18 protein-coding genes are annotated in these 13505 nt (G+C 44.2%); 11 read left to right on the forward strand and 7 right to left on the reverse strand.

All coding sequences use genetic code 11. The annotated features are described in order from the left end of the window. Positions 1-31: 31 nt before the first annotated feature. Entirely contained in the window at positions 32-355 is a 324-nt protein-coding gene (locus FED51_RS02625; protein WP_138090241.1) for a YkvA family protein, read from the forward strand. On the opposite strand, the gene ytvI is transcribed toward FED51_RS02625, so the two are convergent. From ytvI to FED51_RS02640, 3 genes are all read right to left on the reverse strand, one after another. Further along, positions 352-1470, reverse strand: a complete 1119-nt coding sequence (ytvI, locus tag FED51_RS02630) for a sporulation integral membrane protein YtvI (protein ID WP_010896641.1) — start codon at positions 1468-1470, stop codon at positions 352-354. The two genes, FED51_RS02625 and ytvI, sit on opposite strands and share 4 nt — an antisense overlap. A gap of 19 nt (positions 1471-1489) precedes the next feature. Continuing rightward, positions 1490-2314, reverse strand: coding sequence for an undecaprenyl-diphosphate phosphatase (locus FED51_RS02635; RefSeq protein ID WP_138090243.1), 825 nt, complete (start codon positions 2312-2314; stop codon positions 1490-1492). A gap of 108 nt (positions 2315-2422) precedes the next feature. After that, positions 2423-3379, reverse strand: a complete 957-nt coding sequence (locus FED51_RS02640; RefSeq protein ID WP_138090245.1) for a calcium/sodium antiporter — start codon at positions 3377-3379, stop codon at positions 2423-2425. 277 nt (positions 3380-3656) lie between these two features. Between FED51_RS02640 and FED51_RS21665 the strand changes: the two genes are divergently transcribed. Then, entirely contained in the window at positions 3657-3830 is a 174-nt protein-coding gene (locus tag FED51_RS21665; RefSeq protein ID WP_338035672.1) for a GNAT family N-acetyltransferase, read from the forward strand. Positions 3831-4011: 181 nt separating this feature from the next. Here the strand turns inward: FED51_RS21665 and FED51_RS02650 are convergent, their stop codons facing one another. Further along, complete coding sequence (locus FED51_RS02650) at positions 4012-4680, reverse strand: potassium channel family protein (protein WP_010896645.1); 669 nt, start codon at positions 4678-4680, stop codon at positions 4012-4014. Positions 4681-5003: 323 nt separating this feature from the next. On the opposite strand from FED51_RS02650, the gene FED51_RS20990 reads away from it, so the two are divergent. The 7 genes from FED51_RS20990 (at position 5004) to FED51_RS02680 (ending at position 10968) form a co-directional block, all read left to right on the forward strand. Next, a complete protein-coding gene (locus tag FED51_RS20990) occupies positions 5004-5144 on the forward strand; it encodes a hypothetical protein (RefSeq protein WP_175414293.1) in 141 nt (46 codons plus the stop codon). Between the two features lie 41 nt (positions 5145-5185). Continuing rightward, the gene (gene phnD / locus FED51_RS02655) at positions 5186-6157 is read left to right on the forward strand and encodes a phosphate/phosphite/phosphonate ABC transporter substrate-binding protein (RefSeq protein ID WP_175414294.1); all 972 of its coding nucleotides are present in this window, start codon (positions 5186-5188) and stop codon (positions 6155-6157) included. A gap of 135 nt (positions 6158-6292) precedes the next feature. Then, positions 6293-7036, forward strand: coding sequence for a phosphonate ABC transporter ATP-binding protein (phnC, locus tag FED51_RS02660; RefSeq protein ID WP_053432188.1), 744 nt, complete (start codon positions 6293-6295; stop codon positions 7034-7036). A 14-nt stretch (positions 7037-7050) separates the two neighbouring features. Further along, positions 7051-7917 carry a phosphonate ABC transporter, permease protein PhnE gene (gene phnE / locus FED51_RS02665; protein WP_175414295.1) on the forward strand — a complete coding sequence of 289 codons (867 nt, stop codon included), beginning with the start codon at positions 7051-7053 and terminating at the stop codon, positions 7915-7917. Continuing rightward, entirely contained in the window at positions 7914-8714 is an 801-nt protein-coding gene (gene phnE, locus FED51_RS02670) for a phosphonate ABC transporter, permease protein PhnE (RefSeq protein ID WP_138090251.1), read from the forward strand. The genes phnE (FED51_RS02665) and phnE (FED51_RS02670) overlap by 4 nt, the downstream gene beginning before the upstream one ends. A gap of 301 nt (positions 8715-9015) precedes the next feature. After that, positions 9016-10269, forward strand: coding sequence for an MFS transporter (locus FED51_RS02675; RefSeq protein ID WP_175414296.1), 1254 nt, complete (start codon positions 9016-9018; stop codon positions 10267-10269). Between the two features lie 24 nt (positions 10270-10293). Further along, on the forward strand, positions 10294-10968 hold the full coding sequence (locus FED51_RS02680) for an HAD family hydrolase (RefSeq protein ID WP_053432191.1): 675 nt from the start codon (positions 10294-10296) through the stop codon (positions 10966-10968). 39 nt (positions 10969-11007) lie between these two features. Here FED51_RS02680 and FED51_RS02685 read toward each other — a convergent pair whose 3' ends face one another. From FED51_RS02685 to FED51_RS02695, 3 genes are all read right to left on the reverse strand, one after another. Beyond that, complete coding sequence (locus tag FED51_RS02685; protein ID WP_138090255.1) at positions 11008-11727, reverse strand: hypothetical protein; 720 nt, start codon at positions 11725-11727, stop codon at positions 11008-11010. 117 nt (positions 11728-11844) lie between these two features. Continuing rightward, the gene (locus FED51_RS02690) at positions 11845-12372 is read right to left on the reverse strand and encodes a CPBP family intramembrane glutamic endopeptidase (protein WP_175414297.1); all 528 of its coding nucleotides are present in this window, start codon (positions 12370-12372) and stop codon (positions 11845-11847) included. A gap of 57 nt (positions 12373-12429) precedes the next feature. Beyond that, complete coding sequence (locus tag FED51_RS02695; protein ID WP_138090259.1) at positions 12430-12669, reverse strand: hypothetical protein; 240 nt, start codon at positions 12667-12669, stop codon at positions 12430-12432. A gap of 105 nt (positions 12670-12774) precedes the next feature. Here FED51_RS02695 and FED51_RS02700 point away from each other — a divergent pair, with 105 nt between their 5' ends. Further along, on the forward strand, positions 12775-12954 hold the full coding sequence (locus FED51_RS02700) for an N-acetyltransferase (protein ID WP_138090261.1): 180 nt from the start codon (positions 12775-12777) through the stop codon (positions 12952-12954). 17 nt (positions 12955-12971) lie between these two features. After that, on the forward strand, positions 12972-13466 hold the full coding sequence (locus FED51_RS02705; RefSeq protein ID WP_138090263.1) for a tetratricopeptide repeat protein: 495 nt from the start codon (positions 12972-12974) through the stop codon (positions 13464-13466). The last annotated feature ends 39 nt before the right edge of the window (positions 13467-13505 follow it).

Consider the following 13505-nt stretch of genomic DNA (forward strand, 5'->3'; position numbering starts at 1 on the left):
GGGTGATCAGTCACTTGAATGGAGGACGAATGTGAAACGCGTATTAAACTATTTTAGACAAATGAAATTTTTATTGAGGTTTTCGCGGTCGCTTCCGTTTTTTCGTGAGTTCTTCTTTACAAAACAGATTTCAGTGAAAAAAAAGCTTATAGGTGTAGCTTTGATTGTGGGGTACGCGCTGTTTCCTTATGATCTTATTCCCGACTTTTTGCTTGGGATTGGGATTCTTGATGATGTCTTTGTCGCCACACTTGTTTTAAATTGGTTTATGAAGCTAGCGCCAGAACAATTAAAGACAAAGTATCAATTAATTGAGAAAAAAGATGATTCATCTGAGAATCCACGCATTAATTAACGCGTGGATTCTCCTTTTATAAAACGCCAAATCCCATTCAGTACGTTCGCTTGGTACAATGAGAGGAGAAGGACAAGAAGGACGGGCCCGATCACGAGGCCGAGTACACCGAATAGCTGCAGTCCAGCAAATAGTGAGATTAGTGTCGCAAGTGGGTTTAACCCGAGGCTCGACGAGAGTACCTTCGGCTCGGCTAATTGGCGAATGAGCACGGTTAAGCCGTAAAGAGCTAAAAGTCCGACGCCAAGAAACAGGTTACCTGTCACAATGCTATAGATCCCCCAAGGAATAAGAATGATACCCGTTCCTAAATAGGGAAGCAAATCTACAAGCCCAATAATGAGGGCGATCGTAAATGGATGCTCCACTTGAAGAACGAGCAACCCAATAAAGTTGATGAGCGCCGTTAAGCTGATGAGAATGACTTGTGCTGTAATGAACCCGAATACTTTCGTTTTTAAATCCTTGATTACATCGAGGGTTCGCCTTCGTACAATAAAGGGAAGTCTGGTCCTTGCAGCCATTTTAAATTTGTTCCAATCTTTACTGATGAAATAAAGGCCTAAAATAATAAAAACAACAACCGTCAATGTCAAAGGAAGGGCACTGACAATGTGAGAAAGGCCATTGGCGATTGCTTGTCCTAAATTGCCAAGCAAAGAAGCGAGTTGTCCTCCTAGCTGTTGAATCCCTTCTTCTAGTGCTCTTTGTTGGGAGGGCTCTAAGCGATCAATGAGACCAAGCCCTTGATTCCAAAGGGGTAAAATTTGTTCGTTCACATAGTTTTGGATCGTCATGGAAATCCGTTCAATTTGCGTCGGAACCATTAAGGACAAGTAGCGGAATCCATCGATCATTTTCACAATCATGATGGTAACGAGCCCGCCGATTAAGCCAAATAGGAGTAACAAACTGACGAGAACAGCCAATGGGCGGGGAAGACGAATATCCTTTTCTAACGTATTCACGATCGGGTTCATGAAAAAAGCAAGCAGCGCTGCGATGAGAAACGGATATGTGAGAGACAAAAAGAAATATAGCGCATAGAGACCAGTTGCAATAAGCAGGGCAACGATGAGAAGTCGAGCGATCAGTAGTAATGTGGGATGATTCATGATCATGCGCTCCTTCCCTTTAACTGAGCAATGAAAGTACAATCAAGCCAGCGAGCCAACAATAGAGAGCAAAATAGATCAGTTTCCCGTGTCTCATTATGTTCATAAACCATAGCAATGACACATAGGAGGCGATGAATGAGCCGATAAAAGCAATGGTATAAGGGATCCATAGAGCGGTGAAATGTGGATCTTGCACGATGTCGGAAATGGCAAGCACTCCAGAGCCGAGACTGATCGGAATGTACAAGAAAAAGGAAAATCGCAAGGCCGTTTCTTGTCTCCATCCCAGTCCCATGGCAGCGACAATAGTGGCGCCAGAGCGACTAATGCCAGGGATGAGAGCAGCTGTCTGTGCTAAGCCGACGAGCAGCGCATCTTTTAAGGTGATGTCTCCATCTTGTTTTCTTCCATTTAAATGGCGAATGAGCCAAAGAGCCATTCCTGTTATGAGTAAAGCAAATGCAATCACATGAAGCTGCTTTAATTCTATTTCAATCCAATCTTTGAACAGCAGCGCGGCGAGGACTGCTGGAACGGTTGCTAACAGGAGATAAAACGAGATCCGGAAATCGCCTTTTCCTTGCGCATCTTGATACAGTACGTATCGTGCCGATCCTTTGACGAGCTTGAGCAAATCGAACCGATAAATGGCGATGACGGCAAAGAGGGAAGCAAAGTTGACCATTACCTCAAAGCTCAGTCCTTCAATTTCGACGCCAAGAAAATGCTGAAGCAGAACAAGATGCCCGCTTGAGGAAACAGGAATCGGCTCGGTAAAGCCTTGAAATAGCCCTAATAGTAAATACTTGATTAATAGCCAAAGCTCTTGACTCCACTCCACTTTCGATCTTCCCCTTTTTCATCAATAGTTAGACATGCTCTATCGTATGAGTTTTTAAGAGGAATCATGACCGATTCTCATAAAGTGGGAATGAAAAGGAGGACGAGCTTAATTTCGCCAAATGATATAGACCATATACCCAATGTAAAAGGAAGCGAGAATCAGGCCTTCATATTTTCCGACCGTGTAGCGTGTTCTCGAGAAGACGAGTAGAAGCAACGTCAGGAAAATAAGCAACAGTAAGTCGACAACGACGCGGCTATCTACGTGCATCGGGGTGATGGTGGCGGCTGTCCCTAGAACGAAAAAAATGTTAAAGATCGAACTGCCAACAATGTTCCCGAGTGCGATCTCGCTTTCCTTTTTCAAGGCAGCCGTTAACGAGGTTACTAACTCAGGTAATGATGTTCCAATCGCAACAATCGTTAATCCGACTAACGTCTCACTCATTCCGTGAGAAAAGGCGATCGCCGTGCTATGCCTAATGACGAGTTCGCCACCGCCAATAATCATGGCAAGCCCAAGAATGGAGAGGAATATGTTTTTCCCCCATGTTGGCTTGATAGCGAAATCTTGGGCTATTTTCTGTTCACGTGGACTTGTTCGCGCCACCTCAAAAATGTAATAAAGGAAAACGCAAAAGATCAGTAACAAGATCAACCCTTCGCTGCGGGATAACGTACTTTCCACTGCCCCTTCAATCATTTGGTCATTAATAAATATGTATAGCGCAATGATTCCGAGAAGGGTGAACGGAATTTCCTTACGCAATGTCGCGTTTGTCACAATTAATGGTGAGAGGAGGGCGGTAAGCCCAACGACAAGGGTAATGTTAAACATATTACTCCCAATAACATTTCCTAAGGCCACGTCAGGATTCCCGTTCAAAGCCGCGATAATACTCGCGGTCGCTTCAGGAGAGCTTGTGCCAAAGGCAACGATTGTTAACCCAATTAAAAGAGGTGAGACGTTTAACAAGCGAGCGATAGATGATGAACCATCGACAAAAAAATCGGCTCCTTTGATGAGTAAGGCAAAGCCTAGCAATAAGAGAACATAGCTCATTTCATCTCACCTTTCCATTACGTTTTGATCAAGGGTTAGCAAAGCACTCTTATGTAAACTGGTTTTTGGATTTTTTGACGGTTTGCTTTTAGTATACCATTGAACCTGCAAAAAAGCAGCATGTTGAGGGCATTGTTCGAGTTTGTTCTGAAGGTTATCGTCAGACCTATAGAGAAACATATTCAACGGAGTACATGGAGCGAGTCATTCGGGAAATTTTATGACTACGAACGGATTGAAAAGGAATTAAAAGTGTCGCAAGAATGGGGCGGGTGGTTTGACTGCTGATCATGTAGGAGAAATCTTCGTCTTGTATATGGACCCTGTCCGGCGCGGGGAAGGAGTAGGCACTAAGTTATTAGAAGCGATTACAGCTCAGCAAAAGGAGTTTGGTGCAATGGAACAATGGGTTTCCGTAGCGAAAGGAAACGAGAAAGGCATTCCTTTTTGAAGCAAAAGGCTTTATTTGCATAGATGAGAAGAAGTCGTATGCAACGACTGAAGAGGAAGCGTATACATCGTTACGTTATAAGCGAATCAAATGAAACGAGGAGCTTGATGGCTCCTCGTTTATTTGTGTCCTTAAAATTCCATTCATAGTTGGTGGTAGCGAGCTTTCTGATGGTTAAACTTTATAGCCCCTCATCCTCAAATCGCTTCAAATCATTTTTATGGCCGATGACAATTAATAGATCACGGTTTTTAATCATTTCATCCGGAACCGGTGAGACATTAATCTCTTCCCCACGCTTAATCGCTAAAATCGTCACACCATATTTTGCCCGTACGTCTAACTCGATCAATGTTTTCCCAGCTACTTTTTCCGTAGCTAACAATTCCATAATACTGTACTCATCGGAGAGTTCGATAAAATCAACAACTTTTTCAGATGACAAGCTTTGGGCAATTCGCATCCCCATCTCATATTCAGGATGGATGATCCGGTCGGCTCCGATTTTATCTAACACTTTATGATGGTAATGGTTTTGTGCCTTCACCCAGACATTTTTAATGTCCATTTCTTTCAATAGCAGAGTAGCTAAAATACTTGCTTGAATATCTTCGCCAATACAGACAATGACATAATCAAAATTGCGGATTCCGAGTGACGTTAGTGCCTTTTCGTCTGTCGCTTCTGCAACGACTGTGTGTGTTGCTGTTGCTGTAAATTCATTCACTTTATCAGCATTTTTATCGATCGCAAGTACTTCATGTCCCATGCTATATAATTCGCGACATATACTACCGCCAAATCGGCCCAAACCAATAACAGCGAACTGCTTTTTCTCCCGCTTTGCCACCGGCACTCATTCCCTATCTATTTTAAAAGTTATCTAATCCATTCTATATGGGGCCTTTACATTTGTTTTAGGAATCGTTCATCCTACTTGATCTTACCCGTCCATAATCTGGATGTCAACGGAGGAGCCCTGTATCGTATGTAAAGCTACTTATGTCTATTTCCTAGGAAATATGTTGTCGATAAGTGACTATGGTGCTTTTACAATCTTAAAAACATTTACTAAAACTAGAGAATATTAACAATTTTCTAACGTTCAGTTTATAGAAGGTTAAAAGTGTCCTACTACCATACGAGGTGGAGGAAAAATGAGGTGGAGGGGATTTGAAGTTTATTAAGACTATTCGCCAGTTTAATGCTGCTCATGCTGTCGGCTTACAAAGCCGGGGGAACAGGCAGTACGAGCTGCGAAAGAAGTCGAAGGGAATGTTGAAGAAGACACGGTGGATCGGTCAGTTGGGCTAGATTAAATTGTTGATGTCTTTAATTAAGAGAGGATGAGTTCAATGAAAAAGTGGTTACAAGGGTTGATGGTCGCGGCTGTTGCCGTGGGGATGACGGCGTGTGGAAGCAGCGAAACGACTGGAGAGGACAAGCAGGCTGAAGGAAATACAGGTGAAGTCGATCATGCAGAAGTGGATCGCTCGAATTGGCCAGAGACGTTTGTGTATGGCATTTTGCCGACAGAAGATCAGGGGGAGCTGGCCAGCCGATTTGAGGCGCTTGAAGATTATTTGGAAGAAAAGGTAGGCATTGAGTTCGAGTTGTTTGTCGGAACTGATTATAACGCTTTAATTGAAGGTATGCGTAATGGACATGTGCATGCATCAGGGTTCGGTCCATTTTCCTACATGCTTGCCCATGAGCGAGCAAACGCTGAAGCCTTTGCGACAGGTGTGTCCGACCCTGAAGATGTGTTTTATTATTCTTGGTTTATAACCCTTGAAGAAACAAACCTGAACGGATTGGAAGATTTAGATGGAGCCACCATTGCTTATGCCGATCCAGCTTCCACATCGGGACATATTTTTCCAAAAGGGATGCTAATTACGGAATTAGGGCTGACAATGGACAATGTGGATGATTACTTCTCATATGTCACGTTCTCTGGTAGTCATGAAGCGTCGCTCTATTCTGTATTGAATGGTGATGTAGATGTAGCCGGTGTTTGTAGTTCATGCATTGAAAATATCTACGACCGAGTTGAAGATCATCCGAACTTTGAACAGTTAAAGGTGATCGCTGAGTCCGATCCGATTCCAAATGGCCCACAAGCGATCAGTATGGATCTCCCTGAAGATTTACGCGAGCTCATTATTGACGCGTTTTTAACGATGCATGAAGATCCGATCATGCAAGAATTTCTTGAGTCCAATGGGTATGATGCAGGTTACATTGAAGTGGATGACAGCATGTATGATGTTGTTCGTGAGACCGCAGAAGCACTAGAGATGAGCGCAGAGGATTTGTTGAACTAGTTGGGGCTTCAGTAGGGAGAACCAAAAACGTATGGACAAAGTCAAAGGGCCTCGCTGTAGGCCCCTACTTTTTTCACGAATAGGTGTATATAAACAGCACGTCAAATTTGTTTTTTGAACAGGAGGGTCAGCACGATGGGTGAAATGATCTTAAGGGTTGAAGGGTTGAAAAAAGTGTACCCAGATGGAACCGTTGGAATAAAAGAGATCAATACATCGATCCGCCGCGGAGAGTTAATTTCCGTTATTGGGCCGAGCGGGGCAGGAAAGAGCACGTTTCTCCGCTCCATTAATCGTTTAGTGGAACCAACTTCTGGGGCGATTTTTGTTGAGGGGGAAAATATTTGTAACGCGCGAGGAAAAAAATTACGGCAAATGCGACGGAAAATCGGTATGGTGTTTCAACATTATAACTTAATTAAACGATCCTCTGTCTTGCAAAATGTTCTTCATGGCCGTCTTGGGTATATGTCAACCATTAAGGGGGGGCTCGGTCGGTTTCATGAGTCAGATACGAAACGGGCATTATCGATTTTGAAGAGAGTTGGCCTTGAGGAGCAGGCGTTCAAGCGAGCAGATGAACTTTCAGGGGGACAACAGCAGCGTGTCGGGATCGCCCGAGCCATTGCGCAAAACCCGACGTTGATTTTAGCGGATGAGCCGATTGCTAGCCTTGATCCGACAGCTTCTGAAAACGTCCTCCATTATATGAAGACGATTTGTCAGGAAGAGGGAATTACAACGGTTGTGAATTTACACCAAGTGGAGTTTGCGAAGAAATTTGCCGATCGCATGATAGGGATTAAGGCAGGAGAAATTGTGTTCGACGGAACTCCGAGGGAATTAACGGATTACACAGTCGACCAGCTGTATCAATAAGGAGGTGGATGAACATGAGTCTACCAGCTGAGCAATTGACAGAGAAGCAACTGTCACGATCAAAAAAACATGAGGGGGAATCGGTCGATCAGCTATTTCAAGATTGGAAGCGGCGTAAGAAAATGGTCCGCAAAAATCGTATGTTTACGCTCATTGTCTTAGCTGCTCTTATCATTTGGTCTTGGGTTGAGACAGGCTTTCAACTGACGTATTTATTTTCAGGTGCTTCGAACATGGCCACTTTTATTTTTGAGGACTTACTCCCTCCGGACATGACTGCGATCGGCTTATTTTTAAAGCCAGCCTTTGATACGGTCATGATGAGTTACGTAGGAATGGTCATCTCGGTCATCGCTTCGTTGTTTTTTGGTTTTCTTGCCGCGAAAAATTTGAGCTTTCATCCGCTCATTAGCGTGCTGAGCCGTTCGTTTATTGCTTTTCTTCGCGCGGTTCCGGCGTTCGTCTGGGGAATCGTTATGGTTGCTGCCTTTGGCTTAGGCCCATTTGCCGGGACGCTTGCGATAGGCTTGTCGGGAGTAGGGATTCTTGCAAAAGCGTATGCGGATATGCTAGAGGAGTTGGATACTGGACAGCTTGAGGCGATTCGGGCAACAGGAGCAACGTGGTTTCAACTCGTTGGACAAGGCGTTTGGCCGCAATTCAAAGCAGGATTTGTCGGCTGGTCCCTTTACAAAATGGATTTAAATATTCGCGAGGCCGCTGTCCTGGGCTTGATCGGTGCAGGTGGGATTGGTACAGCATTGCAAAGTTCGATCAGCCTTTTCCAATATCAACAAGCAGCGGTAGGGATCTTAATGATTTGGGGTCTTATTCTCATTGTTGAGTTTACTACAGCTAAAATAAGGGAGCGACTATTATGAGTCAGTGGGCGCAGCAAAAAAATCGAACGACAAAGCAAATCATTGGTTTTTTAGCAGCCGTTTTCTTTCTATATAGTATGTTTCATCTAGAGATTGTACCCGAGCGGGTGATTCAGAGCTGGGAAAGAAGTCAATCGCTTATTTTAGGAATGTTTCCTCCCACATTGGATGAGCCGATTGATGTGTTAGGCGCGGCTCTTGAGTCACTTCACGTTGCGGTTATGGGGACAGTGCTTGGCGTCATTTTCTCGATCATGCTCGCTTGTTTTGCAGCGAAAAACCTCGCCCCTCATTGGTCGGTTAGCTATTTGGTAAAGGGGTTTGCAGCCTTTGTCCGTGCGGTGCCAGCCTTGATTTGGGCGTTGCTGTTTATTGTGGCGGTAGGTCTTGGTCCCATTCCAGGGATTTTAGCCTTAGCAGTAAATAGCATCGGCATGCTCGTCAAAGTGTATGCGGAAGCCATTGAGGAAATCGACCACGGTGTGATCGAAGCGCTACAGGCGACAGGAGCCAATCGAGTTCATGTTATCATGCAGGGAGTCATTCCGACCATTATGTCTGCATTCATCTCGTGGTCGGTTTTCCGATTTGATGTAAACATTCGTTATGCAGCTGTTTTAGGGATAGTCGGGGCCGGAGGGATTGGCTGGGAGCTTGTGCGAGCATCTCGAGTGCTTGCCTATGACCAAGTGCTCGGCATTACGCTCGTTATTTTTGCGATGATTATCGTAATGGAATTTTTGACCCGCTATTTAAAGCAGCGTTCAGATTTCGTGTTAGCGAAAGCGTCCAATTAAGTTTCAATCTAGGTAGAGGCGCCAACCCTCTACCTTTTCTCATTGTTTAGGAAAGTATAAAATATCGACTTGTGCATAACGTGTGGATAAAAATGTGGATAATTATCAGGGTGCTACACATCAAGCGAGATATGTTCTGAATGATTCATCTATATTTGGAACGTGATAAAAGTCGCGGTAGAGATTTTGTTCTTCGTTTTCAAAAAGGGGATGCATCGTTTTTGCCAACTCTTTGGAAAAGAGTTATGATCGTTTTGAAGTATGTGTTCGGTTTGAATGGTATATGGAAGAGAGGTTTTTGATGACAAAGTCAGAGCACGCACCTGAATCTAAATCTGTAAAAGTCGTCGCCCTTGTCACGGCCCTTTGTCTATTAGGGGACTCTCTATTGTATGTTGCCCTGCCGATTTATTATCGAGAAGTGGGGTTACAATCGCTTTGGGAGGTCGGAATCATTTTATCTTTGAATCGTTTTGTTCGGATTCCGATCAATCCGTTGGTCGGTAAGTGTTACCAGCATGTAACCTTGCGCACAGGGCTACTCATTGCCGTTAGTTTAACGTTGGTGACAACGATTGGTTATGGAGTCGGTTATGGATTTCTCGTATGGGTAATTCTCCGGTTGTTATGGGGAATTGCATGGTCTTTTTTAAGGCTAGGTGGTCTGTTTACGGTGCTAGAGGAAGCTACCGACAGCAATCGAGGCAAGCTGATGGGGCAGTACAATGGGTTATATCGACTTGGGAGTTTAGGAGGAATGCTTGGAGGTGGGATTCTTGCGAGCTTCATCGGACTCTCGGCAACTGCTATCATTTTTGGGGTGTTAGCGGTGCTCGCGATTCCGTATGTGTTACGCTACGTCCCATCGTTGGCACAAGAAAGAACTGGACAACTGGAAGGCGATTCAACTGAAAAGAAACGAAAAGGTTTGTACGGTCGTCATGCGATCCTTGCCATTAGTAGTGGCTTATTGCTTGCGTTATTTCTGCAAGGTCTGTTCGGGTCAACGCTGAGTTTGCTCATGCTAGAGCATTACGGTGAAACGATTTATATCGTCGGTATGATTGTAGGGGTAACCGCCTTAGCTGGGGTACTTCAAGGGGTACGCTGGGTGTGGGAGCCCTTCCTAGCGGTCTTGTTCGGTCATTGGTCCGACGGGGATCGAGGGCGTTTGCCCCTTTTCATCCTCTTTTTGATCATGACAGCCTTAGGATACGGGGCGATGGTTCTTTCCCTGCCACTAATAATCTGGTTAGCTGCCGTTATCGTTGTAATGGTCGCTTCAACGGCTTTAACGACCCTAATTGATGCGCTGACCTCTGATGTCGCCAAAGGACAAGATGCGAATCGGGTGATGACAAGTTACACGGTGTTTCTCGATGTTGGTGCAGCCCTTGGGCCCTTACTAGCCTATTTTCTATTGGACATTGGCTTAAGTTTGACGTTTGTCTATTTAAGCTCTGCGGTGATTTTTCTACTGCTAGCTGTCCAATGGGGGTGGTGCTACTTGCGCGATCCGTTTTATCGCCATGATTCGATGAGGAAAGCAGTGTAGAAGGTAAGGAAAGGAGGAGAACGAATGATCTTTTTTGATATTGACGATACATTGCTCGATCATCAAGGAGCGGAGCGACGAGGCGCAGCGCAATTTTATCACCAATATAGGCACGAGCTTCCGTATGGAAAGGCTGATTTCTTACAAGCATGGGAAGAGGCATCTGAGCATTTTTATACAAAGTATTTAACAGGTTGTTTATCGTTTCAAGAACAACGGCGAGAGCGAATTCGTTCTTTTTTTCCAGAATTGCTTGATGTTGAAGCAGACGAGCGATTCCAAGATTATCTTGATTATTACGAGGTAAATTGGCGAAGGTTTGATGACGTAAAGGCTTGTTTAGATCGATGGACAAAGGCCGGTCTTTCGTTAGGTGTGATTAGCAATGGTTCACAGCAACAGCAGCAATCGAAGCTTGAACGGTTAGAAATAAGAGAATTTTTTCGATATGTCGTGACATCAGAAGCAGCGGGGGTTGCCAAACCTGACCCGCACATTTTTGCTTATGCTTGTAACCTAGCAAAAGAGGCAGTGGAGAGCTGCTTCTACGTAGGGGATCGGTTGAAAACAGATGCTGTTGCTAGCCAGCAGGCAGGGCTGACGGGGGTTTGGTTGAACCGACTTGGAAAGGAATTACGTGAAACGGATGTCATCATCATCCGAAGTCTGGATGAATTGGACAAGTATCTTACCATTTGAAAAAGAGACTACCAAGTGGCAGTCTCTTTTTAGTATTTTTTACGGTTGGAAGGTTTTCAGCATGGCCCAGAAGCTTGGGAGAATCCCTTCTTGTGCTTCTTTATTCGGAATGTATAGTTCAAAACGATACGTTTCTCCATTTGGATACGTCTTAGCAACATGGAAAATATTCGTTTCTCCGTCATCGCTCGTCACTTTTTCACGTAGAGAAAAGTCCACATCCTCTAAAGGTGTAGGATAGTTGTCCTCGATGGTTCCAGTTGTGTGCTCGATGATGTTGTTTTTTAACGCGTTCGTGTCAGCACTTGATCCTTCTTGAATAATACGTGTAAAAAAACTTCCGTCGTAATCAGATAAAATGACATCACGGCGCGGCTCCTCACCTGTTAAAGAAAAGTTCTCAAGAACATAAATAGAATAGCCTAATTCACCGCGATTAAATTGGGCACTGCGCATCTCTTTATCGCCTTCGACCTCGACTTCAATCTCTTTTACTTCTGAAGCGTCGCTCGTTTCTTCTGAAGCTTCGTCTTCAGTGGTCTCTTCCTCTGTCGGTTCTTCTTCAGCTGTTTCTTCTTCGTCTACAGGCTCTTCTTCAACAGCATCCTCTTCTTCAACAGCTTCGTCTTCAGCGTTCTCCACGTCTTCTATGATTTCCTCTGGATCTTCTCCTTCTGTTCCTGAAGTTCCTCCTGTACCGCATGCGACAAGCATTACGCTAAGTACACACGTAGATAATCCTAACCATAATTTTTTCATCCTAAAGGTCCCCCTCTTTCTGTCTTTTCATCTATAGAACGTCATTTAAATCATAATTGTTTCATTTTTTTAAGTAAAGAGTCATCCTTTTTTGTTGGAAAGAAAGTAAGGACAACACTAGTTTATTGTTAGAAAGTTTTCGTTTGCTTTGGCTTGCTTGTACACCTGTTGCAACTTCCAAAGGATAAACGGCAGGCTTAGTAAGCTTAAGGCGATTCCCACATATCCAGTATAATAGAACATTTTCACTGTCAGTTCACTAGGCTCTGGTGTTTCTCCGATAGGCAGGTGAAAGATGACAAGAAGCACCAAATTGTGAAAGGCATGGAGAACGATCGGGAGCCAAATATTTTTCGTTGCCATATAAAGAAAACTCCAAAATAAGCCAATCATAAAATGTCCGAGAAACCCAAGATTGACATGAAGGAGAGCAAAGACAAGTGAGGCTATAATCGCTCCGGTGAATAGCCCATACCTAGCGGCCCACTTTTGCAGCAAGAAACCACGGAAAAACATTTCCTCTACGATCGGTGCAATGAGGACTGTGGCTAGAAATCCTCGTATAAACGAGCGATCATGAAGGAACGATGGGTTTGGAATAAAGTCAGTAAGTAGGCTCGGAAAAAGCAATGCCACGAAATACATAAGGACGAAAACAATCGCCATGGAAAACAGAAGAAAGACGAGCTGCCAGCAAGCTAGCTAGGTGAACGAGTTAAACGAAGGAAACCCTTCACGGAAAGTAAGCCATGTGCGCAATGATACACCGTGCGTCTTTAAGCGCCACCAAAGGGTAAAAACCGCTACTAGTGGCAGAAACTCAGCAACATAGCTTAACACATCAAGGGAAAAAACAATGCTGACTAGAGCAAGAATGAGCATCGCTATGAGTGAGGTCGCCACACACCATAAAAGAATACGAACGATAGGTACATGATTCATCAAATGTCACTTCCAGTATAGTTGAGAGAATATAAGCTATGGTAAAATGAGGGAGTGAAACCCTTTTAGGTAAGTGTATCAAAAATAAGCGTAAGGAGGCGAATGATGACGATTTCTCTTCGTAAGCTTAGTGACCGAGTGTACTACCTTACGACAAACGGTGATTTACATACAGCACGCGCCCTTTATGAGAAATTTGGATTTGCGATCGTTCATCAAGAGAAAAAGCAATATTCAGGGTATGAGCTAGTAGATGAAACATGGGAGCGTTCCTTACTCTCATAAGCAAAGGAGCGAAAAAAATGGATGTGAAGCGAACATTGGATGAGGCGATTGACCTTCGCCGAAGGAAGCGCTATCAAGAGTCGAATACCCTGCTTGTCACACTCTGTAAGGAGCATGCTCACGATCCACAAATTCTTTATCAATGTGGCTGGAGCTTTGATGTACTAGGATTGGAAGCTCAAGCTGTTCCTTATTATGAAAAGGCGATCGCATCGGGTCTTCAAGGAAAGGACTTGGCGGAGTGTTATCTCGGGCTTGGTAGCACATTTCGAACGCTAGGGGAGTATAGGAAAGCAGAAGCCGTTCTCGCAAAAGGAGTAAAGCAATTTCCTGACCATCAGGCGCTCCGTGTTTTCTACGCAATGGTCCTTTACAACCTTGGTCGCTATGAGCAAGGGATAGAAATATTGCTAAAAATGATCGCTGAAACGAGCGGTGATGAGACGATACAATCTTACAAGCAAGCGATTCTTTTTTATGCAGATAAGCTAGATGAAACGTGGAAAGCATAAAAGGTGAAGAGCTGGAGATACTATCTCCAAATTTAGTAG

This window comes from Halalkalibacterium halodurans (genome assembly GCF_005671335.1).
GTDB lineage: Bacteria > Bacillota > Bacilli > Bacillales > Bacillaceae_D > Halalkalibacterium > Halalkalibacterium halodurans.

Excerpts from the sequence above, each read along its gene's own strand:
- ytvI (WP_010896641.1), bottom strand. The coding sequence starts at position 1,470 with ATGAATCATCCCACATTACTACTGATCGCTCGACTTCTCATCGTTGCC.
- FED51_RS02640 (WP_138090245.1), bottom strand. The coding sequence starts at position 3,379 with ATGAGCTATGTTCTCTTATTGCTAGGCTTTGCCTTACTCATCAAAGGA.
- phnD (WP_175414294.1), top strand. The coding sequence starts at position 5,186 with ATGAAAAAGTGGTTACAAGGGTTGATGGTCGCGGCTGTTGCCGTGGGG.
- phnC (WP_053432188.1), top strand. The coding sequence starts at position 6,293 with ATGGGTGAAATGATCTTAAGGGTTGAAGGGTTGAAAAAAGTGTACCCA.
- phnE (WP_175414295.1), top strand. The coding sequence starts at position 7,051 with ATGAGTCTACCAGCTGAGCAATTGACAGAGAAGCAACTGTCACGATCA.
- phnE (WP_138090251.1), top strand. The coding sequence starts at position 7,914 with ATGAGTCAGTGGGCGCAGCAAAAAAATCGAACGACAAAGCAAATCATT.
- FED51_RS02675 (WP_175414296.1), top strand. The coding sequence starts at position 9,016 with ATGACAAAGTCAGAGCACGCACCTGAATCTAAATCTGTAAAAGTCGTC.
- FED51_RS02680 (WP_053432191.1), top strand. The coding sequence starts at position 10,294 with ATGATCTTTTTTGATATTGACGATACATTGCTCGATCATCAAGGAGCG.
- FED51_RS02685 (WP_138090255.1), bottom strand. The coding sequence starts at position 11,727 with ATGAAAAAATTATGGTTAGGATTATCTACGTGTGTACTTAGCGTAATG.
- FED51_RS02690 (WP_175414297.1), bottom strand. The coding sequence starts at position 12,372 with ATGTATTTCGTGGCATTGCTTTTTCCGAGCCTACTTACTGACTTTATT.
- FED51_RS02695 (WP_138090259.1), bottom strand. The coding sequence starts at position 12,669 with ATGAATCATGTACCTATCGTTCGTATTCTTTTATGGTGTGTGGCGACC.
- FED51_RS02700 (WP_138090261.1), top strand. The coding sequence starts at position 12,775 with ATGACGATTTCTCTTCGTAAGCTTAGTGACCGAGTGTACTACCTTACG.
- FED51_RS02705 (WP_138090263.1), top strand. The coding sequence starts at position 12,972 with ATGGATGTGAAGCGAACATTGGATGAGGCGATTGACCTTCGCCGAAGG.